This window comes from Variovorax sp. GW821-FHT09D04 (genome assembly GCF_059416405.1).
On record NZ_JBWKPA010000012.1, the window covers coordinates 74,770 to 99,366 of the forward strand.

The 24,597-nt window shown below is 66.0% G+C and carries 21 protein-coding genes; 10 read left to right on the forward strand and 11 right to left on the reverse strand.

Translation table 11 applies throughout. The features are described 5' to 3' along the window. Positions 1 to 226 precede the first annotated feature (226 nt). Positions 227 to 2,734 carry a penicillin acylase family protein gene (locus tag AC07O4_RS27595; RefSeq protein ID WP_495306199.1) on the reverse strand — a complete coding sequence of 836 codons (2,508 nt, stop codon included), beginning with the start codon at positions 2,732 to 2,734 and terminating at the stop codon, positions 227 to 229. A gap of 98 nt (positions 2,735 to 2,832) precedes the next feature. On the opposite strand from AC07O4_RS27595, the gene AC07O4_RS27600 reads away from it, so the two are divergent. After that, on the forward strand, positions 2,833 to 3,912 hold the full coding sequence (locus AC07O4_RS27600) for a PLP-dependent cysteine synthase family protein (protein ID WP_495306200.1): 1,080 nt from the start codon (positions 2,833 to 2,835) through the stop codon (positions 3,910 to 3,912). Positions 3,913 to 3,920: 8 nt separating this feature from the next. Then, positions 3,921 to 5,012 (forward strand): lipocalin-like domain-containing protein, encoded by a 1,092-nt coding sequence (locus AC07O4_RS27605; RefSeq protein WP_495306201.1) that lies wholly within the window; start codon positions 3,921 to 3,923, stop codon positions 5,010 to 5,012. Positions 5,013 to 5,033: 21 nt separating this feature from the next. Here the strand turns inward: AC07O4_RS27605 and AC07O4_RS27610 are convergent, their stop codons facing one another. From AC07O4_RS27610 to AC07O4_RS27645, 8 genes are all read right to left on the reverse strand, one after another. Then, on the reverse strand, positions 5,034 to 5,792 hold the full coding sequence (locus AC07O4_RS27610; RefSeq protein WP_495306202.1) for a hypothetical protein: 759 nt from the start codon (positions 5,790 to 5,792) through the stop codon (positions 5,034 to 5,036). A gap of 141 nt (positions 5,793 to 5,933) precedes the next feature. Beyond that, positions 5,934 to 6,383, reverse strand: coding sequence for a cupin domain-containing protein (locus tag AC07O4_RS27615; protein WP_495306203.1), 450 nt, complete (start codon positions 6,381 to 6,383; stop codon positions 5,934 to 5,936). Between the two features lie 106 nt (positions 6,384 to 6,489). After that, positions 6,490 to 7,476: a branched-chain amino acid ABC transporter permease gene (locus AC07O4_RS27620; RefSeq protein WP_172438368.1), complete on the reverse strand. Its 987-nt coding sequence runs from the start codon at positions 7,474 to 7,476 to the stop codon at positions 6,490 to 6,492. Between the two features lie 10 nt (positions 7,477 to 7,486). Next, positions 7,487 to 8,362 carry a branched-chain amino acid ABC transporter permease gene (locus tag AC07O4_RS27625; protein WP_062474069.1) on the reverse strand — a complete coding sequence of 292 codons (876 nt, stop codon included), beginning with the start codon at positions 8,360 to 8,362 and terminating at the stop codon, positions 7,487 to 7,489. A 45-nt stretch (positions 8,363 to 8,407) separates the two neighbouring features. After that, positions 8,408 to 9,604: an ABC transporter substrate-binding protein gene (locus tag AC07O4_RS27630; RefSeq protein ID WP_095746043.1), complete on the reverse strand. Its 1,197-nt coding sequence runs from the start codon at positions 9,602 to 9,604 to the stop codon at positions 8,408 to 8,410. Between the two features lie 31 nt (positions 9,605 to 9,635). Further along, positions 9,636 to 10,835, reverse strand: coding sequence for an ABC transporter substrate-binding protein (locus AC07O4_RS27635; protein WP_095949065.1), 1,200 nt, complete (start codon positions 10,833 to 10,835; stop codon positions 9,636 to 9,638). Positions 10,836 to 10,869: 34 nt separating this feature from the next. After that, positions 10,870 to 11,577, reverse strand: coding sequence for an ABC transporter ATP-binding protein (locus AC07O4_RS27640; RefSeq protein WP_062474075.1), 708 nt, complete (start codon positions 11,575 to 11,577; stop codon positions 10,870 to 10,872). Beyond that, on the reverse strand, positions 11,577 to 12,347 hold the full coding sequence (locus AC07O4_RS27645) for an ABC transporter ATP-binding protein (protein ID WP_062474077.1): 771 nt from the start codon (positions 12,345 to 12,347) through the stop codon (positions 11,577 to 11,579). The genes AC07O4_RS27640 and AC07O4_RS27645 overlap by 1 nt, the downstream gene beginning before the upstream one ends. A gap of 338 nt (positions 12,348 to 12,685) precedes the next feature. Between AC07O4_RS27645 and AC07O4_RS27650 the strand changes: the two genes are divergently transcribed. The 8 genes from AC07O4_RS27650 (at position 12,686) to AC07O4_RS27685 (ending at position 22,076) form a co-directional block, all read left to right on the forward strand. Then, positions 12,686 to 13,894 (forward strand): AGE family epimerase/isomerase, encoded by a 1,209-nt coding sequence (locus AC07O4_RS27650; RefSeq protein ID WP_495306204.1) that lies wholly within the window; start codon positions 12,686 to 12,688, stop codon positions 13,892 to 13,894. 200 nt (positions 13,895 to 14,094) lie between these two features. Beyond that, positions 14,095 to 16,650: a type VI secretion system Vgr family protein gene (locus AC07O4_RS27655; protein ID WP_495306205.1), complete on the forward strand. Its 2,556-nt coding sequence runs from the start codon at positions 14,095 to 14,097 to the stop codon at positions 16,648 to 16,650. Further along, positions 16,650 to 17,621, forward strand: a complete 972-nt coding sequence (locus AC07O4_RS27660) for a DUF4123 domain-containing protein (RefSeq protein WP_495306206.1) — start codon at positions 16,650 to 16,652, stop codon at positions 17,619 to 17,621. The genes AC07O4_RS27655 and AC07O4_RS27660 overlap by 1 nt, the downstream gene beginning before the upstream one ends. Positions 17,622 to 17,646: 25 nt before the next feature. Then, positions 17,647 to 18,192 carry a Tli1a family immunity protein gene (gene tli1a / locus AC07O4_RS27665; RefSeq protein WP_495306207.1) on the forward strand — a complete coding sequence of 182 codons (546 nt, stop codon included), beginning with the start codon at positions 17,647 to 17,649 and terminating at the stop codon, positions 18,190 to 18,192. After that, positions 18,189 to 18,749, forward strand: a complete 561-nt coding sequence (gene tli1a / locus AC07O4_RS27670) for a Tli1a family immunity protein (RefSeq protein ID WP_495306208.1) — start codon at positions 18,189 to 18,191, stop codon at positions 18,747 to 18,749. Before tli1a (AC07O4_RS27665) ends, tli1a (AC07O4_RS27670) begins: the two co-directional genes overlap by 4 nt. A gap of 27 nt (positions 18,750 to 18,776) precedes the next feature. Beyond that, entirely contained in the window at positions 18,777 to 20,774 is a 1,998-nt protein-coding gene (locus tag AC07O4_RS27675; RefSeq protein WP_495306209.1) for a T6SS phospholipase effector Tle1-like catalytic domain-containing protein, read from the forward strand. A 189-nt stretch (positions 20,775 to 20,963) separates the two neighbouring features. Further along, positions 20,964 to 21,581, forward strand: a complete 618-nt coding sequence (locus AC07O4_RS27680; RefSeq protein WP_495306210.1) for a cysteine hydrolase family protein — start codon at positions 20,964 to 20,966, stop codon at positions 21,579 to 21,581. 51 nt (positions 21,582 to 21,632) lie between these two features. Next, positions 21,633 to 22,076: a cupin domain-containing protein gene (locus AC07O4_RS27685; RefSeq protein ID WP_082818095.1), complete on the forward strand. Its 444-nt coding sequence runs from the start codon at positions 21,633 to 21,635 to the stop codon at positions 22,074 to 22,076. 16 nt (positions 22,077 to 22,092) lie between these two features. Here the strand turns inward: AC07O4_RS27685 and AC07O4_RS27690 are convergent, their stop codons facing one another. Together AC07O4_RS27690 and AC07O4_RS27695 are read right to left on the reverse strand one after the other, a co-directional pair. Beyond that, positions 22,093 to 23,001, reverse strand: coding sequence for a LysR family transcriptional regulator (locus AC07O4_RS27690; protein WP_495306211.1), 909 nt, complete (start codon positions 22,999 to 23,001; stop codon positions 22,093 to 22,095). 19 nt (positions 23,002 to 23,020) lie between these two features. Further along, positions 23,021 to 24,583 carry a DHA2 family efflux MFS transporter permease subunit gene (locus AC07O4_RS27695; protein WP_062474087.1) on the reverse strand — a complete coding sequence of 521 codons (1,563 nt, stop codon included), beginning with the start codon at positions 24,581 to 24,583 and terminating at the stop codon, positions 23,021 to 23,023. Positions 24,584 to 24,597: the final 14 nt, after the last annotated feature.

The window sequence follows — 24,597 nt, forward strand, 5'->3', positions numbered from 1 at the left end:
CACGAGCCTGTCGTCCCTGCCCCGGCCCAAGCCCCGTCCAACCACTCGCCCACGACCACCATGCGCTGAAGTCAACAAGGAAGAAGTGGATCGTGTCAGCAAGCTTGTGGGCAGTATTTCAACTCCTGCAAGCATCACATCGGCGAATGACGACCGCGTGACGACCGGCATGGCCGGGCGCGCCGCGGCGGGGCGCGGGCAGCGCCCTCTTGCGTGACCGGTCCTGCTAGCGCCCCGGCGTCAGCTGGATCCGTTCCACCGTTTCTTTCTCGACCGCGCCACGGCTGTAGACCAGCGGCACGTACTTGCCTTCGAGCCACAGCGGCGCCAGGTCGCGGTAGTTCGGGCTGTCGGGGTTGCCCGACTGGCCCGGCGTGTTGATGACGCGCGAGGCGTCCCAGTTGCCCACGTCGAGCACCATGCGGAACGACGCGCCCGAGGTCAGCTTGTAGTCGTTCGCGCGGTAGGTGGCCGCCATCGGCGTGAACGACGAGCCGGACATCGGCCAGTCGCCCACCTCGAGCTTCTTGCGCGTGGCCGCATCGACCACGCCACCCAGCGGATGCCGGAACTCCGCGCGGTGCAAGGCGCCCCACTTCCACGCCGCCGGGTCGGGCCCGAGCTTGGCGGACAGCTCCTGCATGGCGGCGGGCAAGGTCGTCAGCAGCAAGGCATCGCGCTGCGCGTTGCTCACCCAGCCGGACGGGTTCTCCAGCAGCAGCACCATGCGCGTGTTGTCGCCGGGCGCGGCCAGCGCGGCAGCGGCATCGCCCGCCCCCGCCTTGAGCACGGCCTGGCGCAGGAACTTGCTGCTCCACACCTCGTACAGCGCGGCCGCTGCGCTGTCGCGGTCCATGGCGCCGTCCCAGCCCTGCAGCAGGCGCAGCGCCGCCGCGGTCTGGGCGTCGTCGCTGCGCTGGCCGGCCAAGAGCTTCAGCACGCGCTGCGCCGGGGTCGCGACGATGTCGTTCTGCATGCGCTCCGAGTCCTCGATGGTGAAGCGCGACCCCGCCGCCACCTTGGCCGCGAACAGTCCCTTGAGCCGGCGCGCGCGGGCCGCATCGCTCCACTCGTAGCCCACGCCCTTCTTCGCGGCCGGATGGTCGGGCGGGATGTTGTTCTCGTTGGCCGTGACCACGTAGCCGCGCGCGGGGTTGAACTCCGAGGGCAGCTCGTCGCCGTTGCGAAAGCCCGACCATTCATAGCGGCCGTCGCCGGGCACGGGCAGGAGGCCGTCCCAGTTCGGGCGGATCGGCGTGAGCCCGCCCGGAATCCAGCCGACGTTGCCGCTGCTGTCGGCATACACCTGGTTTTCGCCCGGCGCGCCCCAGCGGTTCATGGCGGCGCGGAACTGGTCCCAGTTGCGCGCGCGCATGTAGTCCATCGAACCGAAGTACGGCGCCATGCCGGGCTCCAGCCAGGCGGCGCGCAAGGCGAAGGCGCGGCGCTTGCCGGGCTCCGCGACCAGCACCGGGCCGTGGCGCGTGAAGGTGTTGACCACCTCGCGCGGCGCGGCCTCGCCCTTGACCGCGATGCGCTCGGTGACGCGCGTCATCGGCTCCCAGCGGCCCTGGTAGCGGTACTCCTCGGGGTTGGCCGGGTTGAGCTCGTACACGTACAGGTCTTCCTGGTCCATGTAGAAGCGCGTGAGGCCGAAGGCGATGGTGCCGTTGTGGCCGATCGACAGGCCGGGCAGGAAGGGCTCGCCCGCGCCGATGGCGTCCATGCCGGGCGCGCTCAGGTGCGTCATGTAGCGCAGGCTCGGCGCGCCATGCGCGCGGTGCGGGTCGTTGGCCAGGATGGGCCGGCCCGTGGACGTGAGCTTCGGCGCGATGACCCAGTTGTTGCTGCCGTAGGCGGCGGTGGGGTCGCCCTGCGACGCTTCATCCTGTTCGGCTTTCGCGGCCATCGCCTCGGCGCTGCCCGGCAGCAGCGCGACCGGCGCAGAAGACGCGCCCGCGTTCATGCCCACCCGCGTGTTCTCCTTGGTGAAGCGCGGCGCATCGGTCGCCCGCAGGTAGGCCGCGCGCAGCTCCGCCGCCGGAAGACTGCAGGGATCGAAGCCCTCGGGCACCTTGGGCGTGACCGGCGGATCGAGTTCTCGGCGCAGCCAGTCGGCCTTGACGCCCGGCGCGCCGGCGCAGAAGGCGCGTGCACGGTCGACTTCCGAGCTGAAGTTGAGCGTGAGCCCGTGGTGACGGATGCGCACCACGTCTTCGGGCGACCACGTGGCCGGCTGGTAGCCCAGCAGCGCGAACTCGGTGGGCAGCAGCGCGGGCTGCGCGCGCACCTGCGCCACGTAGGCATTGACGCCGGCCGTGAAGGCCTCGGCCACGCGCTTGGCGTCGGAGCCGTAGGCCAGCCATTCGCGGTACATGTCGCCGCGGTAGAGCACGGCGCGCGCGGCGCGGTCGCTCTCGACCCAGGCGGGGCCGAAGTCCTTCGCCATCTCGCCCAGGCCGCGCTTGCGCCACAGATCCATCTGCCAGAGCCGGTCGCGCGCGGCGATGAAGCCCTGCGCCACGAAGGCGTCGTAGAGCGTGCCGGCGTACAGGTGCGGCACGCCCCAGCGGTCGACCAGCACTTCGGCGGGCTTCTCGAGGCCGGGCACCGCGAAGGATGAGGAGGGTCGCGTGGGCGTGTTCACGCCCGGGGCATTGGACGCACACCCTGCGAGGGCGAGGACCGCCAGCGACACGGCGCCCAGGGAAAGCCGATGGTTCATTCTCTTCATGCAGTTCGTCTCCGGTCTTGTTGTGGATTGGCAGCGGGCAGTATCCCGATTTCTGTCACCCGCCGGGTTACAAGGCATGACTTGTAGACTGGCGCGCTATGCAGCCCACCACCCCTTCAACCTCTTCCTGCGACAGCTGGCTCGCCGGCGCGATCCGCCGCATCGAAGCCGACTACCAGCGCAGTGCCGACACGCACCTCATTCCGCTGCCGCTGCCCGCGCTGGCCGCGCACGGCATCGACCTGTACCTGAAGGACGAATCGACGCACCCCACCGGCAGCCTCAAGCACCGGCTCGCGCGCTCGCTGTTCCTGTACGCGCTGTGCAACGGCTGGGTGCGCGAAGGCACGACCATCGTCGAGGCCTCCAGCGGTTCCACCGCCGTGAGCGAGGCCTACTTCGCGCGGCTGCTGGGCCTGCCCTTCATCGCCGTGATGCCGCGCAGCACCTCGCCCGAGAAGGTCGCGCAGATCGCCTTCTACGGCGCGAGCTGCCACTTCGTGGACCACGCGGCGCAGGTGTACGACGAGGCCCGCGCGCTGGCCGAGCGCAGCGGCGGCCACTACATGGACCAGTTCACCTACGCCGAGCGCGCGACCGACTGGCGCGGCAACAACAACATCGCCGAGAGCATGTTCCAGCAGATGGCGCGCGAGCGGCACCCGGTGCCCGCGTGGATCGTGGTGGGCGCCGGCACCGGCGGCACCAGCGCCACCATCGGGCGCTACCTGCGCTTTCGCTGCCACGACACGCAGGTGTGCGTGGCCGACCCCGAGGGCTCGGTGTTCTCGGCCTACCACCGCAGCGGCGACGCCACGCTCACGGCGCCCGGCTCGCGCATCGAAGGCATCGGCCGCCCGCGCGTGGAGCCCAGCTTCGTGCGCACGCTGGTCGACCGCATGCTCGAAGTGCCCAACCTCGACTCGGTGGCCGCCATGCATGCGCTGTCGGCGCTGCTGGGCCGCAAGGTCGGCCCGTCGACCGGCACCAACTTCGTCGGCATGCTGGCCGTGGCGCACGAAATGCGCGCGGCCGGCCAGCAGGGCTCGATCCTGTCGCTGCTGTGCGACGCGGGCGAACGCTACCTGCCGAGCTACCACGACGCCGACTGGGTGCGCCACGCCTTCGGCGACATCGTGCCCGCGCAGCAACGCATCGACGCGCTGGTGGCGGGTTGAGGATGTCCATGCGCGCACCCGGCGGCCTCATCGCGCGGCGGCAGCTCCTGCTGCTGGCCGCGCTGGCCGCCTCGGGCGCGCCGCATGCTGCCTGGGCCCTGCCCGCGAAGGCGCTGCAGTTCCCGCGCGACTTCGGCAGCCACCCCGAGCTGCGCACCGAGTGGTGGTACATCACCGGCCACGGCCAGACCGCCGCGGGCCGCGCGTTCGGTTTCCAGGTGACCTTCTTCCGCTCGCGCGTCGATGCCACGCAGGCCATGCGCTCGGCCTTCGCGGCCAAGCAGCTGGTGTTCGCGCACGCCGCCGTCACCGACCTCGAAGGCCGCGTGCTGCGGCACGACCAGCGCATCGCACGCGCGGGCTTCGACGTGGCCTCGGCCAGCGAGACCGACACCGACGTGCGGCTGCGCGACTGGTCGCTGGTGCGCGACGCCGGCAGCGGCGCCTACACCGCGCGCATCCCCGCCGGCGAGTTCACGCTCGACCTGCGCTTCGCGCCGTCGCAACCCGTGCTGCTGCAGGGCCGCGAAGGCCTGTCGCGCAAAGGCCCCGAGCCCGAGCAGGCGAGCTACTACTACAGCGAGCCGCAGCTGCAGGCGCAGGGTCGCCTCACCTTGCAGGGCCAGGCCCCGTTCGAGATCGCCGGCACCGCCTGGCTCGACCACGAATGGAGCGAGGCGCTGATGCACCCCGAGGCCGTGGGCTGGGACTGGATCGGCATGAACCTCGACGACGGCAGCGCGCTCACCGCCTTCCACCTGCGCCGCCGCGACGGCAGCGCGCTGTGGTCGGGCGGCTCGTTCCGCCCGCGCGGCGGCGCGGCGCGCATCTTCCAGCCCGGCGAGGTGCGCTTCGACGCGCTGCGCAGCTGGACCAGCCCGCGCACGCGCGCGAGCTACCCGACGCACTGGCGCATCGACACGCCCGCGGGGCGATTCGAGGTACAGGCCCTGCTCGACGACCAGGAACTGGACAGCCGCGGCTCCACGGGCGGCGTGTACTGGGAAGGCTTGAGCGAGCTGCGCGATGTGCAGCAGGGCCAGCGCGTGGGGCGCGGTTACCTCGAGATGACGGGCTACGCGGCGCCGCTGCGGCTGTGAGCCGAAGCCCGGCGCGGCGGGCTACTTCACGCCCTGGCTCAGCGCCTGCGCCGTGTTGCGCGACAGCGCGCGGACGTGGTCGTCGATCGCCGAAGCGACCGGCGCGAACTCGGCAGTGCTCAACCGCTTGAGGTCGCGTGGTTCCTGGAAATCCTTGAGCTGCCGCACCCGTTGCCGCTGCTGGGCGAGCATCGGCTCGTAGGCCGCGAGGTTCAGTGGCGGGTCCATGACGAAGACCTTGGCTTCGATCGCGGGCACCGCGTAGTACCGCGTCGACCCCAGCATGCCGCGCGTGAAGAGGCCCGAGTTCTGCATGACGCTCTCGCCGCAGGGCCCGCCGGTGCATTCCATGCGCGCCTGCGTTCGCGTCGCCTCGACGAGGACCACCGCGGCAATCTGGTCGTCCTTCAGCTTGCGGGTCGCCCACGCCTGCGCAGGATTCGCGATCCAGCGATCGTGCTTGAAGACAGCCAGCGCGTTGACGGAGGTCGTGGCAAAGCTCGTGAGCCGCACCACCTGGAAGCCGGCTTTTTCGAGCTCCGACGTGAAGGCCTCGTAGACCTTGGCCGTGGGGTTCCAGGGGAACGGGTACGTGGTCGAGAAGTTGTTGAAGACGGTCGTGCCCACGTGCATGTGTTCCGCAGAGGCGGTGGGGATGCGCACCAGCAGGCCGACCTTCGCGCCCTTCGCGAGCTGGCCGCCGTTCGGCGGCAGCGGCGGTGGGGTCATGCACCCTGTCAGCGCGAGCGCCACGAAAAGTGCGAGCAGCCGTCTGCGCATGGGGGTCTCCTCCATCTTCTTGTCGGTGTGGGCCGGTGCGGCCGGGTGCGGATGATTGTGCCGAGCGCTGCATGCGGCGTCGCCACGGGAACCGGTGGTTTTGGATTGAGTCGGCTTGTCAGTGCCGATGAGGGCCGCGACTCACGCGGAGACCGTCACCCCATTGCGCTCCAGCACCGCCAGCAGCTTCGGAATGTCGGGCGCCGGCCCGACCGGAATCTCGCGGTCGATGGCGGTGAACATCTGCGCGGCCATCGCGTCCTGCCCGGTGATCTCGAGCATCTGACCGCCGCCCTTGCCGTAATGAAAGCCGTGCACCGTGCCGCGCGGCACGTGCACCAGCGTGCCGGGCTGGCACCGATGCGCCTGGCCGTCGCAGAGGAACTCGACCTCGCCGCCGAGCACGTAGAACGATTCGTCCCAGTCGTGGCTGTGCGGTGGCGGGCCCGTGCCTTCGTCGCCGCGCTGGAAGGTGACGCCGTAGCTCTGCGTCGAAGCGTTCGACGCCAGCACCGTCACCTGCGTGCCGAGCACGTTCAAGGGCGTTTCGCGCCGCTCGGGCGGGAGGACAAAGTACGGAAGAAGGGCCATGGCCGGCTCCTCGAAGTGGGAGCCGGATTCTGCGCCCCGGCCACAGGGGGCACAAGCGGTGGCGCCGCAGGGAGGGTAACCTCCCGCTGTCACGCCACCGGCATCGCTACTTCGCGCGGCGGCGCTCGATGAAGGCGATGATCTCGCCCATGATGCCCTTGCGGAAGGCCAGCACGCAGATCACGAAAATCAGGCCCGTGACCATGGTGACCGACTCGCCCAGCGTGTTGAACCAGTCGACGGTCGTGATGCGCGCCAGGAAGTTGCCGAGTTCGCCGATCTTGTTCTCGAGCAGCACCACCACCGCCGAGCCCACGATGGGGCCCGACAGCGTGCCCAGGCCGCCCACCAGCGTCATCAGGATGACCTGGCCCGAGGCGGTCCAGTGCACGTCGGACAGCGTGGCAAAGCCCAGCACCAGCGTCTTGAGCGAGCCGGCCAGACCCGACAGCGCGGCCGAGATCACGAAGGCCAGCAGCTTGAAACGGCTCACGTCGTAGCCCAGCGAGAGCGCGCGCGGCTCGTTTTCCTTGATGCCCTTGAGCACCTGCCCGAACGGCGAGTGGATGGTGCGCACGATCAGCAGGAAGGCCGCGACCACGATCACCAGCGCCACGTAGTACATGGTGAGGTCGTTCGACAGGTCGACGACGCCGAAGAGCTTGCCGCGCGGCACGCCCTGCAGGCCGTCTTCGCCGCCCGTGAACTTGGCCTGCAGCGCGACGAAGAACATCATCTGCGCGAGCGCCAGCGTGATCATCGCGAAGTAGATGCCCTGGCGACGGATGGCCAGCACGCCGAACAGCCAGCCCAGCAGCGCGCCGGTGAGCGTGCCCGCGATCAGGCCCAGTTCGGGCGTGAGGCCCCAGACCTTGATCGCATGGCCCGCCACGTACGCGGAGCCGCCCAGGAAGGCTGCGTGGCCGAAGGACAGCAGGCCGGTGTAGCCCAGCAGCAGGTTGAAGGCCGCGGCGAACAGCGCGAAGCACATGAGCTTCATCACGAACACCGGATACGCGCCGAAGAACGGCGCGAGCACCAGGGCGACCAGCAGCAGCGCGTAGACGACGGTGGAGATTTTTTTCATGTTCATGCCGCTCGCCTTATTTCTCTTTGCCGAACAGGCCGGCGGGGCGGATGAGCAGCACGATGACCATGATCACGAACACAACCGTCGAAGAAGCCTCGGGATAGAAAACCTTGGTGAGCCCTTCGATGACGCCCAGGCCCAGGCCCGTGAGGATGGCGCCCATGATGGAGCCCATGCCGCCGATCACGACCACCGCGAACACCACGATGATGAGGTTCTGCCCCATCAGCGGCGACACCTGCATCACCGGCGCGGCCAGCACGCCTGCGAAGGCGGCGAGCGCACAGCCGAAGGCGTAGGTCAGCGTGATCATCAGCGGCACGTTGACGCCGAAGGCTTCCACCAGGCGCGGGTTCTCGGTGCCGGCGCGCAGGTAGGCACCCAGGCGCGTCTTCTCGATCACGTACCAGGTCGCAAAGCAGATCACCAGCGACGCCACGACCACCCAGGCACGGTAGTTGGGCAGCACCATGAAGCCCAGGTCGGTGGCACTGGACAGCAGCTCGGGCGCATCGTAGGGCAGCCCCGACACGCCATAGACCGAGCGGAACACGCCTTCGATCAGCAACGTGAGGCCCAGCGTGAGCAGCAGGCCGTAGAGGTGGTCGAGCTTGTAGATCCAGCGCAGCAGCAATCGTTCGATGACCACGCCGAACAGGCCGATGAGGACCGGTGCGGCAATCAGCATCACCCAGTAGTTGACGCCCAGGTACTCCATCGCCATCCAGGTGAGGACGGCCCCGAGCATGAACAGCGCGCCGTGCGCGAAGTTGATGACGTTGAGCAAACCGAAGATCACCGCCAGCCCGAGGCTCAGGATGGCGTAGAACGAGCCGTTGACCAGCCCCAGAAGGAGCTGGCTCAACAAGGCGGGAAGGGAAATGTTCATAAGCGTTTCAACGAACCCGGGCGCCGCAGGGGCGCCCGCGGGAGGTCACTTCCAGAGGGCGCAGCGGCTTTCGGCCTTGGTCGTGAAGACTTCTTCGCCCTTCAACTTCTGGACCACCTTGTAGTAGTCCCACGGCTGCTTGGATTCGGCCGGCGACTTGACCTGCACCAGGTACATGTCGTGCACGAAGCGGCCGTCGGCGCGGATGCTGCCCTTGGCGTAGAAGTCGTCGATGGGCGTGGACTTGAGCGTGGCCATGACCTTGTCGGCATCGACCGTCTTGGCGGCCTGCACGGCCTTCAGGTAGGTCATGGTGGCCGAGTAGTCGGCGGCCTGGATGTCGGTGGGCATGCGCTTGGTCTTCTCGAAGAAGCGCTTGCCGAAGGCGCGCGTCTTGTCGTCCAGGTTCCAGTCCCAGCTGGTGGTGAGCAGCAGGCCTTCGGTGTTCTTCAGGCCCAGGCTGTGCACGTCGGTCACGAACACCAGCAGGCCCACCATCTTCATGCTCTTGGTGATGCCGAACTCTTTCGCGGCCTTGATGCTGTTGATGGTGTCGCCGCCGGCATTGGCCAGCGCCAGCACCTGCGCCTTGGAGTTCTGCGCCTGCAGCAGGAAGGACGAGAAGTCGGAGGTATTGAGCGGCGCCTTCACCGAGCCCAGCACGGTGCCGCCCTTTTCCTTCACGACCTTGGTCGCGTCGGCTTCGAGGGCCTGGCCGAAGGCGTAGTCGGCGGTCAGGAAGTACCAGCTCTTGTCACCACGGCCGATGACGGCCGCGCCGGTGCCCTTGGCGAGCGCGACGGTGTCGTAGGCGTAGTGCACGGTGTAGGGCGAGCACTGTTCGTTGGTGAGCGCCGAGCTGCCGGCGCCGTTCACGACGAAGACGCGCTTCTTCTCCTGCGCCACCTTGGCCATGGCCAGGGCCGTGCCGGAGCTGGTGCCGCCGAACAGCATGGTCAGGCCCTGCGTGTCGATCCACTCGCGCGCCTTGGAGGCGGCGATGTCGGCCTTGTTCTGGTGGTCGGCCGTGAGCAGCTCGATGGGCATGCCGTTGACCTTGCCGCCGAAGTCGTCGATGGCCATCTGGATCGCCAGCGCGCCGTTCTTGCCTTCGACGTCGGCGTACAGGCTCGACATGTCGGTGACGAAGCCGATCTTGACCTTGTCCTGTGCCTGGGCGGTGCCGGCGGCCAGCGCGGCGGCGGCGAAAACGGCGGAGAGAGCGAATGTGGTGGTCTTCATGGATGTTGTTCCTGTGGGGTGTTCGGTGGTGTCACTTCCAGAGCGTGCACTTGGACTCGGCCTTGGTGGTGAACACCGTGTCGCCGGGCAGCTTCTTCACGAGCTTGTAGTAGTCCCACGGCGTCTTCGATTCGGCGGGCGACTTGACCTGCATCAGGTACATGTCGTGCACATAGCGGCCGTCGGGGCGGATCTGGCCGGTGCCGAAGAAGTCGTTGAGCTTCATCTTCTTGAGCTCGGCCATGACCTTGTCGGCATCGTCGGTCTTGGCGGCGTCCACGGCCTTGAGGTAGGTCATGGTGGCCGAGTAGTCGGCGGCCTGGATTTCGGTGGGCATGCGCTTGGTCTTGTCGAAGAAGCGCTTGGCGAACTTGCGGGTCTCGTCGTTCAGGTCCCAGTACCAGCTGGTGGTGAACTGCAGGCCTTCGGTGTTCTTCAGGCCCAGGCTGTGCACGTCGCTCAGGAAGATCAGCAGGCCGGCCAGCTTCATCGACTTGCCGATGCCGAACTCCTTGGCCGCCTTGATGCTGTTGACGGTGTCGCCGCCCGCGTTGGCCAGGCCCAGGATCTGCGCCTTGGAGTTCTGCGCCTGCAGCAGGAACGACGAGAAGTCGGACGCATTGAGCGGATGGCGCACCGCGCCGACGATCGTGCCGCCCTTGGCCTTCACGACGGTGGAGGTGTCGGCTTCGAGCGCGTGGCCGAAGGCGTAGTCGGCCGTCAGGAAGAACCAGGTCTTGCCGCCGCCGTCGACCACCGCGGCGCCGGTGCCCTTGGCGAGCGCGACGGTGTCGTAGGCGTAGTGCACGGTGTAGGGCGAGCACTGTTCGTTGGTGAGCGCCGAGGAGGCCGCGCCGTTGTTGAAATACACGCGCTTCTTCTCGGCCGCGACCTTGGCCAGCGCCAGGCCCACGCCCGAGTTGGTGCCGCCGAAGACCATGCTCAGGCCTTGCGTGTCGATCCACTCGCGCGCCTTCGAGGCGGCGATGTCGGGCTTGTTCTGGTGATCGACGGTGAGCAGCTCGACCGGCTTGCCGGCCGCCTTGCCGCCGAAGTCGTCGATGGCCATCTGGATCGCCAGCGCGCCGTTCTTGCCTTCGAGGTCGGCGTACAGGCTGGACATGTCGGTGATGAAGCCGATCTTGACCTTGTCCTGGCCTTGCGCCTGGGCGGACGCTGCAAGCGCCAGTGCGCTGAAAGCCAGGGCGAAAGCGGTGAGCTGATTTTTCATGGATGTCTCCAGCAGTGGCAAGGGGTGAAAGAACTCAGACGCCGAGCAGCTCGGTCAGCACGGGCATCTTGGCTTCGAGCTCGGCGGCGCCGAACTTCTCGACGATGCGGCCGTGCTCCATCACGTAGAAGCGGTCGGCCAGCGGCGCGGCGAAGCGGAAGTTCTGCTCGACCATGACGATGGTGTAGCCCTTGGCGCGCAGCGTGGTGATCATGCGGGCCAGCGCCTGCACGATGACGGGCGCGAGGCCTTCGGAAATTTCGTCGAGCAGCAGCAGCTTGGCGCCGGTGCGCAGGATGCGCGCCACGGCCAGCATCTGCTGCTCGCCGCCCGACAGGCGCGTGCCCTGGCTGTGGCGGCGCTCGGCCAGGTTGGGGAACATGGCGTAGATCTCGTCGACCGACATGCCCTGCCCCGCGCCTTTCAGCTCGGGCGGCAGCATCAGGTTTTCTTCGCACGAGAGGCTGGCGAAGATGCCGCGCTCTTCGGGGCAGTAGCCGATGCCCAGGTGGGCGATGCGGTGCGTCGCCATCGAGACGGTCTCGACGCCGTTGACCTTGATGCTGCCCTTGCGGGCGCCGGTGAGCCCCATCACGGCGCGCATCGTCGTCGTGCGGCCCGCACCATTGCGGCCCAGCAGCGTGACGACCTCGCCCGGCTGCACGACCATGTCGACGCCGTGCAGCACGTGCGATTCGCCGTACCAGGCCTGCAGGCCCTTGATTTCGAGTGCAGCGGTCATCAGTGAGCCCCCTGCATTTCGCCGTCGGTGGTGCCCATGTAGGCTTCCATCACCTGCGGGTTCTTCGAGACTTCGGCGTACGGGCCTTCGGCCAGCACGGCGCCGCGCTGCAGCACCGTGATGGTGTCGGCGATGGTCGAGACCACGCTCATGTTGTGTTCGACCATCAGGATGGTGCGTCCGGCCGACACGCGCTTGATGAGCTCGGCCACACGGTGCACGTCTTCGTGGCCCATGCCCTGCGTGGGTTCGTCCAGCAGCATCAGCTCGGGCTCCATGGCCAGCGTGGTGGCGATCTCGAGCGCGCGCTTGCGGCCGTAGGGCAGGTTCACGGTCTGTTCGTCGGCCAGCTCTTCAAGGCCCACCTCGGCGAGCAGTTCGCGGGCGCGCGCATCGAGCGGCTTGAGCGACTTCTCGCTCTTCCAGAAGTGGTACGAGGTGCCCAGCTTGCGCTGCAGGCCCAGGCGCACGTTCTCGAGCAGCGTGAGGTGCGGGAACACGGCGGAGATCTGGAACGAGCGGATCACGCCGCGTCGCGCGATCTGCGCCGGGCGTTCGCCCGTGATGTCGTGGCCGTTGAACAGGATCGTGCCGGCCGTGGGTTCGAGGAATTTGGTGAGCAGGTTGAAGCAGGTCGTCTTGCCGGCACCGTTGGGGCCGATGAGCGCGTGGATCGAACCGCGCTTCACCGAGAGGTCGACCTTGCTGACCGCGGTGAATCCCTTGAATTCCTTGGTGAGCTGGCGTGTTTCAAGAATGACGTCGCTCATCTCGCGGCGTCGTCCGTGTGCGGAAAAAAGAAATCGGTCATGCGGTCCATCTCAATGCGCCACCATCGAGCGCGGACCGATTGTTGGTGGCTGCTATGCAATTGCATACTGGGGCAAATGCCTATGCTGCACTGCAACCATTCACAGAGTGCGCCCCCTCTGTGCGAGCGACTGTCGTCTCGACGACATTGCGCACCGCAGCACGCACACCTGCGAACGCGATGCATGCACGCGCACCGTCATGAGGATGTCGGGCACGCATGCACGCTTCGTGAAAAACTGGCGTGCCCGCTGCGCTGCCGCGATGCGCTTTCACCCGGATTGAATCCATCACCGCCATGCCGAACTTCCGCTCACCCGAATTCCTTGCCAGCCACATCGCCCACACGCTGGCGTTCTACGCGCCGCGCAGCCGCGATGCCTCGGGCGGCTTCTTCCATTTCTTCAAGGACGACGGCACGGTGTACGACCGCCGCACGCGCCACCTCGTGAGCAGCACGCGCTTCGTGTTCAACCACGCGATGGCGTGGCGCCGCTTCGGCCGGCCCGACGACCTTGCGGCGGTGCGGCACGGCCTGGCGTTCTTGCAGACCGCGCATGCGCAGCCGAATGGTGGCTATGCATGGCAGATCGACTGGGATGGCCATCAAGCCACCGTGCAGGACGGCACGCAGCACTGCTACGGCCTGGCCTTCGTGCTGCTGGCGCACGCGCATGCGCTGATGGCCGGCGTCGAGGAGGCGCGCGCCGGCCTCGCGCACACCCGCGACCTGATGGAACAGCATTTCTGGGAGCCGCAGCATCAGCTGTACGCCGACGAGGCGACACCAAGCTGGCAGGTCGGCCCGTACCGCGGCCAGAACGCCAACATGCACGCCTGCGAGGCGATGCTCGCGGCCTACGACGCCACGCGCGAGCCCTTCTACCTCGAGCGCGCACGCACGCTGGCCGAAAGCATCACGGGCCGGCAGGCCGCGCTCGCCGACGGGCTGGTGTGGGAGCACTACCGCGAGGACTGGTCGGTCGACTGGGACTACAACCGCGGCGACAAGACCAACATCTTCCGGCCCTGGGGCTTCCAGACCGGCCACCTCACCGAATGGGCCAAGTTGCTGTTGCAACTCGAGAGCCACCTCGGACCCGGCGCGCCCGGCACCGAATGGATCGTTCCGCGTGCACGCCACTTCTTCGACACCGCGATGCAGCGCGGCTGGGACGCCACGCACGGCGGGCTGGTCTACGGCTTCGGGCCCGATGGCGCGGTGTGCGACGGCGACAAGTACTTCTGGGTGCAGACCGAAAGCTTCGCCGCCGCCGCCCTGCTCGCGGTGCGCACGGGCGATGCCGGCTACTGGGACTGGTACGACCGGATCTGGGCCTACAGCTGGGCGCACTTCGTCGACCACGCGCACGGCGCGTGGTATCGCATCCTCACGCCGCAGAACGCGAAGATCAGCGACGAGAAGAGCCCGGCCGGCAAGACCGATTACCACACGATGGGTGCGTGCCATGACGTGTTGAAGGCGCTGGGCCACGGCTTGGCGTAAACCGCTCTCCAGTCACGTAGCTTCTGCTGACCGACCTCGCGTTGGGCCTCTTGTGGACCCCGCGAGCGCCGAGTCGCGTGAATTTTTCGCAATCCGCCGAGCCAAGTTCCTGACACACCGGGTGTTTCACCATTGTTTGCAGAACCGAAACGGCTCGAGCAGCAGACTCCCCAGACCCCTCACCCTCCGGTCTGCCGCTCGTGCCTCACACCCTTTCCATTTCCAGCACCGCCATTCCATTGTTTGAAGGCGCTCCGGCGCTGACACCCATGCGGCTCGCGGGCCAGGAAGGCATGAACAGCTTGTTCGCCTATGACTTGCTTCTCAAGACACCCGATGCCTTGAATCTTGGCGCCAGCGAGGCGGCCGACTTCGATCTCGATACGCTGATCGGCCATGAGATCAACTGCATGATCGAACTCGACGGTTCCGGGACTCGCTCTTTCGGCGTCACAGGCTCGGACAGCGACCCCATCGGATCCGGCGTGCGGCAGATCAATGCCCTGATCACCGATGCTTCCGTTTGGGGCGAGGAAGGCCGACACGTTCAGTACAAGCTCACGCTTCGGCCCTGGCTGCACTTGGCAACCCTGACGACCGACTGCAAGATCTTCCAGGACAAGACAGTTGTCCAGATCCTCGACGAACTGTTGGCCGACTACCCATTCCCCGTTGAAAAGCGCCTGTTCGAGACCTATCCAGCCCGTGATTTTCAGACGCAATTCAACGAGACAGACTTCGATTTCTTCAGCCGTCTGTGCGAGGAATGGGGGCTGAGCTATCACTTCGAACATTCCGACGGCAAGCATCGGCTGGTCCTGAGCGACGCCATGGGCGCCTACCGGCAGGCCGACAGCGAGGCCTACCACGAGATCGAGTACCACGCGCCTGGCTGGAAGACCGATGCCGAGTACATCAGCAGCTTTGTCCCCCACAGCCATCTCACAAGCGGCCAATACGCCACCCGCGACTATGACTACACCCGGCCACGGGCCGACTTGAGCGCGGGCCGGAAAGCCCCCCGGCCGACTGGGCAGGCCGACGGCGAGGTCTACGAGTGGCACGCCGACCGCGCCGGGAGTCACTATGCCCAACCTCGCGCCGGCATTGCCGAATCCAACGATCCTTTAGACGAAGGCCGGCTGATCGCCCTGCTTCGGATGCAGGCCCTGCGCACGCATGGCAAGCGCGCACAGGCCAGCGGCAATCTGCGAAGCATCGTGCCAGGCCGCACGTTCCTGTTGTGCAAGCACCCACGCGCGAGGGTCAACACCGAGCATCTAGTCCTCGATACCCATTTCGTCATCGAAGACGTTGGACAAGACAGCCAGAACCGGGACGCCGTGCGAGAGCGACAGCAGCAATGGCGGGTGCACGTCGACTTCACGGCCCATCCGACAAGTCAGCCTTTGCGACCGATCCCGGTACGCGCCAAGCCAAAGACTGGTGGCCCGCAACCCGCACTGGTGGTTGGCCCTGAAGGCGAGAACCTGTGGACCGATGATCTCGGCCGCATCAAGGTTCAGTTCCCCTGGGATCGAATCGGCCAGAAGAACCAGCACAGCAGTTGTTGGTTGCGTGTCAGCTCGCCTTGGGCCGGCAATCAGTTGGGTGGCATCCACTTGCCACGCATCGGGCAGGAAGTGATTGTCGAGTTCTACGGTGGCGACCCTGATCTCCCGATCTGCACCGGACGTGTGTCCAACCAGATGAACACGCCGCCCTGGCGGTTGCCGGAGCAAAGTGCACTGTCGGGCTTCAGGAGCCGTGAACTCACCGAGGGCGGTGGCAACAGCGCTGCCGGGCGCAGCAACCACATGGTGCTGGACGACACCCATGGAAAGATCCAGGCGCAACTCAAGAGTGATCACCAGCACAGTTCGTTGAGCCTGGGTCACATCACTCGTGTCGAAGACAACGCCGGCCGCAAAGATGCCAGAGGCGAGGGCTTTGAGCTCCGCACCGATGGACATGGGGCGATTCGCGCCAAGGATGGACTGCTCATTACGACCGAGGCGCGAAACAACGCCATGAGGCATGCCAAGGATCTCGGCGAGACGATCACTCGTCTCACGCAGGCCCGCGAGCAGCACGAGAGCCTTGCAGATGCCGCGCAACAAGCCAGAGCACAAGACACGGGCAGCGACCAGAGCGATGTCGCCGCTGTTCTGAAGTCGCAGAACGAGGACATTGCCGGACTCAGGTCAGGCGCAGGCAGCGAGACTGGCTTCCCCGAACTGGGGGCACCGCATCTGGTGCTGGCAAGCCCCGCCGGCATCGAAACCAGTACGCCGGGCAGCACGCATGTGGCCAGCGGAGAACACATCGCGCTGACCAGCGCCGGGCATACCAGCCTGAGCGCAGGTGCCAGCTTGTTCGCAAGCGTGAAGGGGGCGGTGCGGTTGTTTGCCTACAAGGCCGGCATGCGCTTGGTCGCAGCCCAGGCTGACATCGACATTCAGGCCCTGGAGAAGAATCTCAAACTGCTCGCAAAACTGGATATCACCCTAACCGCCAACCGTATCGAAATCACCGCAAAGGAAGAAGTCATCGTCAACGGTGGCGGCAGTTTCAGTCACTGGAAGGCGCAAGGCATCACCCACGGAACCAAAGGTGCGTGGGTCGAGCATGCCACCACGCATTCACTGATTGGCCCTCGGAACCTCCCCTTGCCAGAGTTCAAGTTCGCCGAGGCGGTCTGCAAGGAGTGCCTGCTCAAGGCCTTGGCGGCGGCTTCGCCGATGGGGCGCCGCTGATGGAACGCGCGTACCTGCAAGACCCCCTGCCGGTCGAACAAATTCAATCCCTCGCCGAATGGCATCGGCGATGTGCCGCCGAGGCGCCGAGGGACGCCATATGGGTCATCGTAGACGGTGCCATTCTCGGCGCGGAGGGCTCGACGCGTTTGCAGGTCATCTACGGCGATCCCATCCGCGCCTTCGACAACACGGCATTGGCGGACTATGAAGAACTGGGCCTCTTGCTGTGGCCGCTGTCCCTCCTATTCGAGAAGGACTCCGCGGAGTCCTTGCGTGGTGCCTTGTCGGGCAAGCCTGGATTGAGCTTCGTGCGAACAGAAGACTCACTCACGCTTTTGACACACACGCTGACCTGGTTGACTGCCGTGGTCACAGACGACGAAATCCCGCTCTATCTGCGCATCGGTGATACCCGCGTGCTGCCCAGTGTGATCAATCATCTGAGCCCCGAGCAACATGCCATCTTGCAGGGGGCAGTCAAGGAATGGGTCTGGTTCGACCGGGCGTGCGAGCTTCGCGTGGTGCGCTCGGACGGCGGGCCAACCTCTCCCGTTCCTGCTGAGAATTGCCGCATGGATGATGCGCAATATGCGGCGTTGCTGGAAGACGCCGAAGCCGATCTCCTGCATGCAGAACTACGCCGTGCACTCCCGGAATCCCACAACCCTCGGCGTTCGAGTGAACTCTATTCGCGGCTGGAAAAGATCATTGAGCGTGCCGAAGCGTTGGGACTCCAGCGATTACCCGATCAAGTGGTTTTTGCAGCGCTCGCCCTGGATGTACCCGACGGTTTTGAAATGCTGAACGAACTGGGGCAAACATGGCTCGACATGCGCTCCGGCGCCCCCAGTCTGGGCCAGCGCATCGAACGCTGGGGCGACGGCGAGTGGCGTGCGATCGAGAGTTTCCGGCGAACCGTTACAGCACGTCAGGCCAAGCCTCCCGTTGTGGGCATCCGAAGAGGGTGATGCGCTTCCGCGTACCGAGATCCACATGACGAATTTCCTTTCCGAGCTATCGCAGGTCGCTGGGTGGCTACGTCTGGTCGCAGCTTGTCTGCTGCTACTTGGCGCAAGCGGCTGCGAGCCCCCACAGCTAAAGCCACCGGAGCCCATGATCGTGGGCATCACGGGCTACAACTACACCAGCGAAGGGGTGCAGGATTACTACGTCAATGGTCAGCGTGGCTCCAATATTCCGCCTTATGGCGGCGGCGGCTCCGTCTCGTGCTGCGTATCGCTGCCCCCAAATTGGAGTCCGGACCTCGCGGTCAGCGTTCACTGGACGATGGGTCGATGGACGACACCCTACGAGACTCGCAAACATTTGACTATCCGACAGCAGATTGAATGTTGCTCTACGGAACGCGCCCTAGACAAGACCATTCCAGTCGAGCGCTATGGCAAGGAGGGGGGCAGGTTGCAAGTGTTCTTCTTACCGAATGACGAGATTCAGGTGTGGGTCTATGACGCCGGGCCGCAAAACCCCGAGCATCCGTCGCAGCGGAGTTATCCCGAAAAGCCGGAAGTCGAAAAATGAGGAAACCAAGGAGTGGTCAACCCACACTGGTTCGACTGTCTTTGAGATGGCTGCTACGCATAGCAGCTACTTGCTTGCTACTTGCCGGCGTGAGCGGCTGCGAGCCCGAACAGACAAAGCCGCCGGAACCCATGATCGTGGGCATCACAGGCTACAACTTTACGAGTGAAGGGGTGCAGGGGTATAGCGTGAACGACCACCCGGGCTCCAACCTTCCGCCCTACGGTGGAGGCGGCTCCCTATCGTGCTGCGTATCGCTACCCTCACAGTGGAATCCGGACCTCACGGTCACTGTCCGCTGGACGATGGGTCGATGGACGACACCCTATGAGACCCGCAAACATTTGACCGTCCGGCAGCAGATCGAGTGTTGCTCTACAGAACGCACGCTCCACAAGACCGTTCCTCTTGAGCGCTACAGCAAGAAGGGTGGCGGAGTTCAAGTGTTCTTCTTACCGAACGACGCCATCAAGGTGTACGTCACCGATTATGACTTGGGGCACGAAAAACACCCCTCGGGCATGGCCTACCCGGAAAAGCCGTACAGCACCGAATAAGCAGAAAGAAGTCAGGGAGATTCCATCATGTCAGTCCAACCCATTCCCGCTCCATTACCCGGTGAACGTCACCTGAACCTCAAGGAACTGGTGCAGCGCGTCGCAGCCGCCGGCTGTGTCGAACGCAATGACAAGAGTTCCCTGTGCGGGTCCATGATCCACGTCGGTATTTTTTTTGACGGCACCAACAACAACAAGAAACGCGACCAGTTAGATGTACTGGCCAAGACCCCCCAGGACCCCGAGGCCCACAACAAGTGCAGCCACAGCAATGTGGTCGTTCTGCATGATGCCTTCCGAGAAGATCCGAAGAATGGCTACTATCGGTTCTACGTTCCGGGCGTGGGCACGCCTTTCGATGAGATCGGAGAAAAAACAGAAACGCCGGATGGAAAAGCCAAGGCCACCGGCGGCGACGCGCGGATCAATTGGGCGTTGATTCAGCTTCTCAATGCGATGCATCGATCCGTCGTGGGCGAACCGCTTGTGAGCAATACGGACGCAGGGCATTTGGCCGCCCACCAACCACTGCACGTCGATGCAAGCACCAGCCCCAACATGCCCGGCAAACGGCTCTATTTCGTCGGCCGGGCAACCGGCCTGAATGCGGTTCCCGGTGGCAAGCTCGGGGAGCTGCAAAAGGCTCTGCAAAGCAAGTCTCCGAAGAAGCTGCTGCAAGTCAATCTCTCGGTATTCGGTTTCTCCCGCGGTGCCGCTCAAGCGCGAGCGTTCTGCCATTTTTTGCACCACCTACTCCTGAGAGAGAAAAACGGCAGTTACACGCTCGCGGAGGTTCCGTTTCGCCTTCAGTTTCTGGGACTTTTCGATTCGGTCGCCTCCGTCGGCTTGGCCGACAGTTCGCCTTTCTGGCGAGGCCTTGGCGGGTGGGCCAACGGCACATTGGACATCGTGCCGAGCGTAGAGCGCACGGTGCACTTGTGCGCAGCCCACGAGATACGCATCAACTTCCCACTCTCGACCGGGCGCACAAGCGACAACAGGTATCCGTCCAACTGCATCGAGAAGGTATACCCGGGCGCCCACTCGAATGTGGGTGGAGGATACGACCCCGGTTGCCAAGGCAAGGCCGTGGGCTCACGTGCCAAGCTGCTTTCTCAGATGCCCTTGCTGGACATGTACAACGAGGCGCGCCTCAGTGCGGTTCCGTTGTTGAGTACGGCAGAACTCCTCAAGGTCGAGGGCGGGAAAAACACCGTCGCAGATTTGGAGATGGACGCCGAAAGCATCGACCTGTTCAACGCCTACCGAGTGTGGTCGGCCCGCAGCGGGGTGGGCGGCGGCATTGAAGCCGCACAGCATGGGCATATGCAGCTGTACTGGCGCTGGCGACTCATGCACATGGGCCAGATGGCCAAACTTCCAAGCTACCAGCGTGCCAATGCGCAGGATCGCGTCGACATCCGCGAAAGCGACTCCGACTTTGCATCAGACGCCGCTGCGGCCCTCTTGCGAGAAAAAAGGGAGTCCGATCTCGCTCCGTTGTCTGCGGGGAAGTCGGGCCTCTCTGCCGCACAGAAAGACTTCCTGCGCATCTACGCCGAGTTCTCAACAAACGCGTCCACCACCAAGCTGCCCGCAGCCGTCGATCGATTTTTCGACGGGATGGTGCACGACTCTCATGCGTCGTTCTACATGGTGGGGCCGGTGACGGCCTTTGATCGCGAAGAGAAGATCAAGCAGATCAATCAGAAGATGGAGGTCACCCGGCGGCACATCGCCTGGGTCAAGCACACGAGCGCGACGCTCATCTTGCCCCCTGGACAGGAGCGGCAGCCTCCGCCGCCCATGGACGAAACACGATCACTCTCCGAGCTGGAAAGGCGTGTGTGGGAGTATCAGAAAACGCACCCTGGCGAGTTCCCTGAACTCACCGACGCCGACCGCGAACAGTTGCTAGCGATGGAAGACATCGTGACCAGCGGCGCTGTGCGTCTCGTGACCAACAAGACGCGGCGAGAACTGGGCGGCCATGTGCGCTATCGGCGCGTGTTCGACAAGAGCTGAACGGCCCGAAACCCGCGAACGCCTAGGGCGCACGGGGGTCGCAGAGCGATCAATCGTCGCAGGTCCAATCGACCAATACGCGCCGGCAACCGCGTCACGATCCGCACAAATCTTGTGCGGCCACGCATCTACCCCGCAGCCCGCGGGCTGCCTACGCTTCAGGCCTTCTTTCACTCACGCAGAGAACGCATGAAGCACCCCAGCATTCGCAGCCTCACCGGCGCCGTGCCCACGAGCCGCCTCGATCCCGCCGCCACGGCGCTGATCGCGATCGATTTCCAGAACGAGTACTTCGACGGGCGCATGCCCATTCCCGACGGAGGGGCCGCCCTGCGCCAGGCGCGGCGCCTGATCGATGCCGCCGACCGGCATGCGGTGCCGGTGTTCCATGTGCAGCACGTGGCGCCCGCCGACAGTCCGATCTTCGCGGACGGCAGCCACGCCTTCGGCATCCACGACGCACTGCGCCCGGCGCCGCAACACGCCGTGCTGCGCAAGGCCACGCCGAGCGCATTCGCGGGCACCACGCTCGAGGCCGAGCTGCAGGCGCGCGGCATCACGACGCTGATCCTCACGGGCCTCATGACGCACATGTGCGTGTCGGCCACCGCCTTCGATGCCGCACCGCGCGGCTACCAGAGCCTCATCGTGGGCGATGCCTGCGCGACGCGCGACCTCGACCTGGAGGAAGGCGGCGTGCTGGGCCACCGCGAACTGCATCGCGCGGCGCTGCGCGGCGTGTCGGATGTGGTGGCCGAGGTGCGCTCGACCGACGAGGTGTTGCAACTGCTGGAAGCGGGCCGCTGACGCCCTGCCCTTCGCATGCACCCACGAATCCACTTTCTTCGATCCATGACCATGAAACGCTCTTCTGCCCTGTTCCTCGCCCTGTCCTGTGCCCTGTGCGCGCCGGGCTTCGCCACCGCCGCCACGCCGGCACCCCGCACGCCGATCTCGGCGCCGGCCGACACGCTGCAGTGGCAGGCCCTCGCGGGCGGCATCCGCTACGCCAACGTGCGCGGCAACCTGACGGGCAATGGCCCGTACGAAGCCTTCGTCGAATTCCCGGCCGGCTTCGACAACCCGCACCATCGCCACACGCAGGCACTCCCGTCCGTCGTGCTCTCGGGCGTGTTCTACGCGATCTTCGATGACGGCAAGAAGGTGCTGTACCCGGCCGGTTCGTACTACCTGCTGCCGGCGCAGCTGCCGCACCGCAGCGGCTGCGAGCCGGGGGCGAACTGCCTGTTGTTCCAGTACCAAAGCGACCGCTTCGACCTGGTGCCGACCGCGGCGAAGTAAGGCGCGGCTGCCGCGCTCAGTCGCCCTGCCCGTCCGCGGGCAGGTAGCGCGCGGCAGCAAAGTCGACAAACGCCCGCACCTTCGGCGACAGATGCCGGTTCTGCGGATACAGCGCGTACAGGTTCAGCGGCTGCTGGCGGTATTCGGGCAGCACGCGCACGAGCTCGCCGCGCGCCACAGGGTCGCGCACGAGGAACGCCGGCGACGCCGCCAGCCCCGTGCCCGCCAGCGCGGCGCTGCGCAGCACGAGCCCGCTGTTGGCCTGCAGCCGCCCGCCCACGTCGACCGTGTGGACGCTGCCGTCCGGCGCGGTGAAGCTGGGCTGTGCGGCTTTCGCGGCCAATGAATAGTTGAGGCAGTCGTGCGCCGCCAGGTCGGCGGGCGTTCGCGGCGTGCCGCGCCGCTGCAGGTAGGCGGGCGACGCCACCCACCACTCCTCGAAGCTGGCGAGGCGCTTGACGATCAGCGTCGAGTCCGAGAGTGCATACGCCAGTCGCAATCCCACGTCGAAGCCCTCTTCGATCAGGTCGACGAAGCGGTCGTTGCACACGAGGTCGACCTTGACCTGCGGATGCGCGTCGAGAAAAGCCGGCAGCCACTGCGCCAACTCTTCCAGTCCGAAGGACATCGGCGCGTTGATGCGCAGCAGGCCCGTGGGCTCGACCTGGTGCTGCGCCACGACCAGCGCCGCGGTCTCGACCTGGTCGAGGATCTGCCGCGCGTGCTCGTAGTAGGTCTGGCCCGCCTGCGTGAGCGCGAAGCGGCGGGTGGTGCGGTTCAGCAGCTGCACGCCCAGCGCCGTTTCCAGCTGCTTGACGTGGCGCGAGACCACCGTGTGCGACACGTCCATCGCGTCGGCCGCGGCGGTGAAGCCGCCGGCCTCCACGACGGCGCGGAACGCCTTCATGGCCGCGAACTGGTCCATGCGCGAGCGCTGCCGGTTGTCAGTGCGCGCCGGCGGCCGCGTCGCCGCCCGCGCCGCCCTTTTGCGGCCGCGCCAGCCACACCAGCGGAATCAGCAGCAGGAACAGCACCGCCGAGGCATAGAAGATGTCGTTCGTGGCGAGCATGAACGACTGCTGGTCGACCAGGCGGTTGATCTGCCCGAGCACCTGCTCGGAACTGAAGCCGCTGCCGGTCAGCCCCGAGATGGCGCTGGTGGCCGCGCTGTTGCCCGGGTTCACCGACTCCACCAGCTGCGCGTGGTGCAGGGCCGCGCGGCTGTCCCACAGCGTGGTGGCGATCGAGGTGCCCATGGCGCCCGCCGTGATGCGCAGGAAGTTCGACAGCCCCGACGCGGCCGGGATGCGGTCGGGCGTGAGGCCCGACAGCGTGATGGTCACGAGCGGGATGAAGAAGAACGCCATCGCGATGCCCTGGATGATCGTCGGGATGATGATCGTCACGAAGTCGGCCTGCGTGTTGAAGTTCGAACGCATCCACAGCACCAGCGCGAACACGAGGAACGAGAAGGTCGCGTAGCGGCGCGGGTCGATCTTGGACACGGTGAGGCCCACCACCGGCGAGAAGAAGATCGCCAGCAGCCCCACGGGCGCCATGATCATCCCCGCCTGCGTGGCGGTGTAGCCCATCCACTGCTGCAGCCACAGCGGCAGCAGCACCACGTTGCCGAAGAACAGGCCGTAGGCAATGGCCGTGGCCACCGCGCCCGACCAGAAGTTGCGGCGCTTGAACAGCGACAGGTCGACCACCGGGTGCTTGTCGGTCAGCTCCCAGACCAGGAAGAAGGCGAAGCCGACCACGGCCACCACAGCCATCGTGACGATTTCGGCCGAGTGGAACCAGTCGAGTTCCTTGCCCTTGTCGAGCATGAGCTGCAGCGAGCCCACCCACAGCACCAGCAGCGCCAGGCCGATGGCGTCGATCGGCACCTTGTGCGTCTTGCTCTCGCGCTTGTGGTACAGCGTCCAGGTGATGGCCGCGGCCACGATGCCGACCGGGATGTTGATGTAGAAGATCCACGGCCACGAGATGTTGTCGGTGATCCAGCCGCCGAGCAGCGGCCCCATCACCGGCGCGACCAGCGTGGTCATCGACCACATCGCCATGGCCAGGCCGGCCTTGGCCTTCGGGTAGCTCGACAGCAGCAGCGTCTGCGACAGCGGGATCATCGGCCCCGCCACGAAGCCCTGCAACGCGCGAAACAGGATGAGCGTGGTCATGTTGGGCGCCAGGCCGCACAGCAGCGAGGCGACCATGAACAGGATCACGCTGGCCATGAACAGGCGCACCTGGCCGAAGCGCTGGGTCATGAAACCCGTGAGCGGCACCGCGATGGCGTTGGCCACCGCGAAGCTGGTGATGACCCAGGTGCCTTGCGTGGTGCTCACGCCGAGGTCGCCCGAGATGGCCGGCAGCGACACGTTGGCGATCGACGAGTCGAGCACGTTCATGAAGGTGGCAGCGGACAGCGCGACCGTGCCCCAGACGCGGGCGGAGCCCTCGAGCGGGGGGTGCGCGATATAGGCAGGAGCAGCAGTGGCCATGGCGCGAGCTGTGA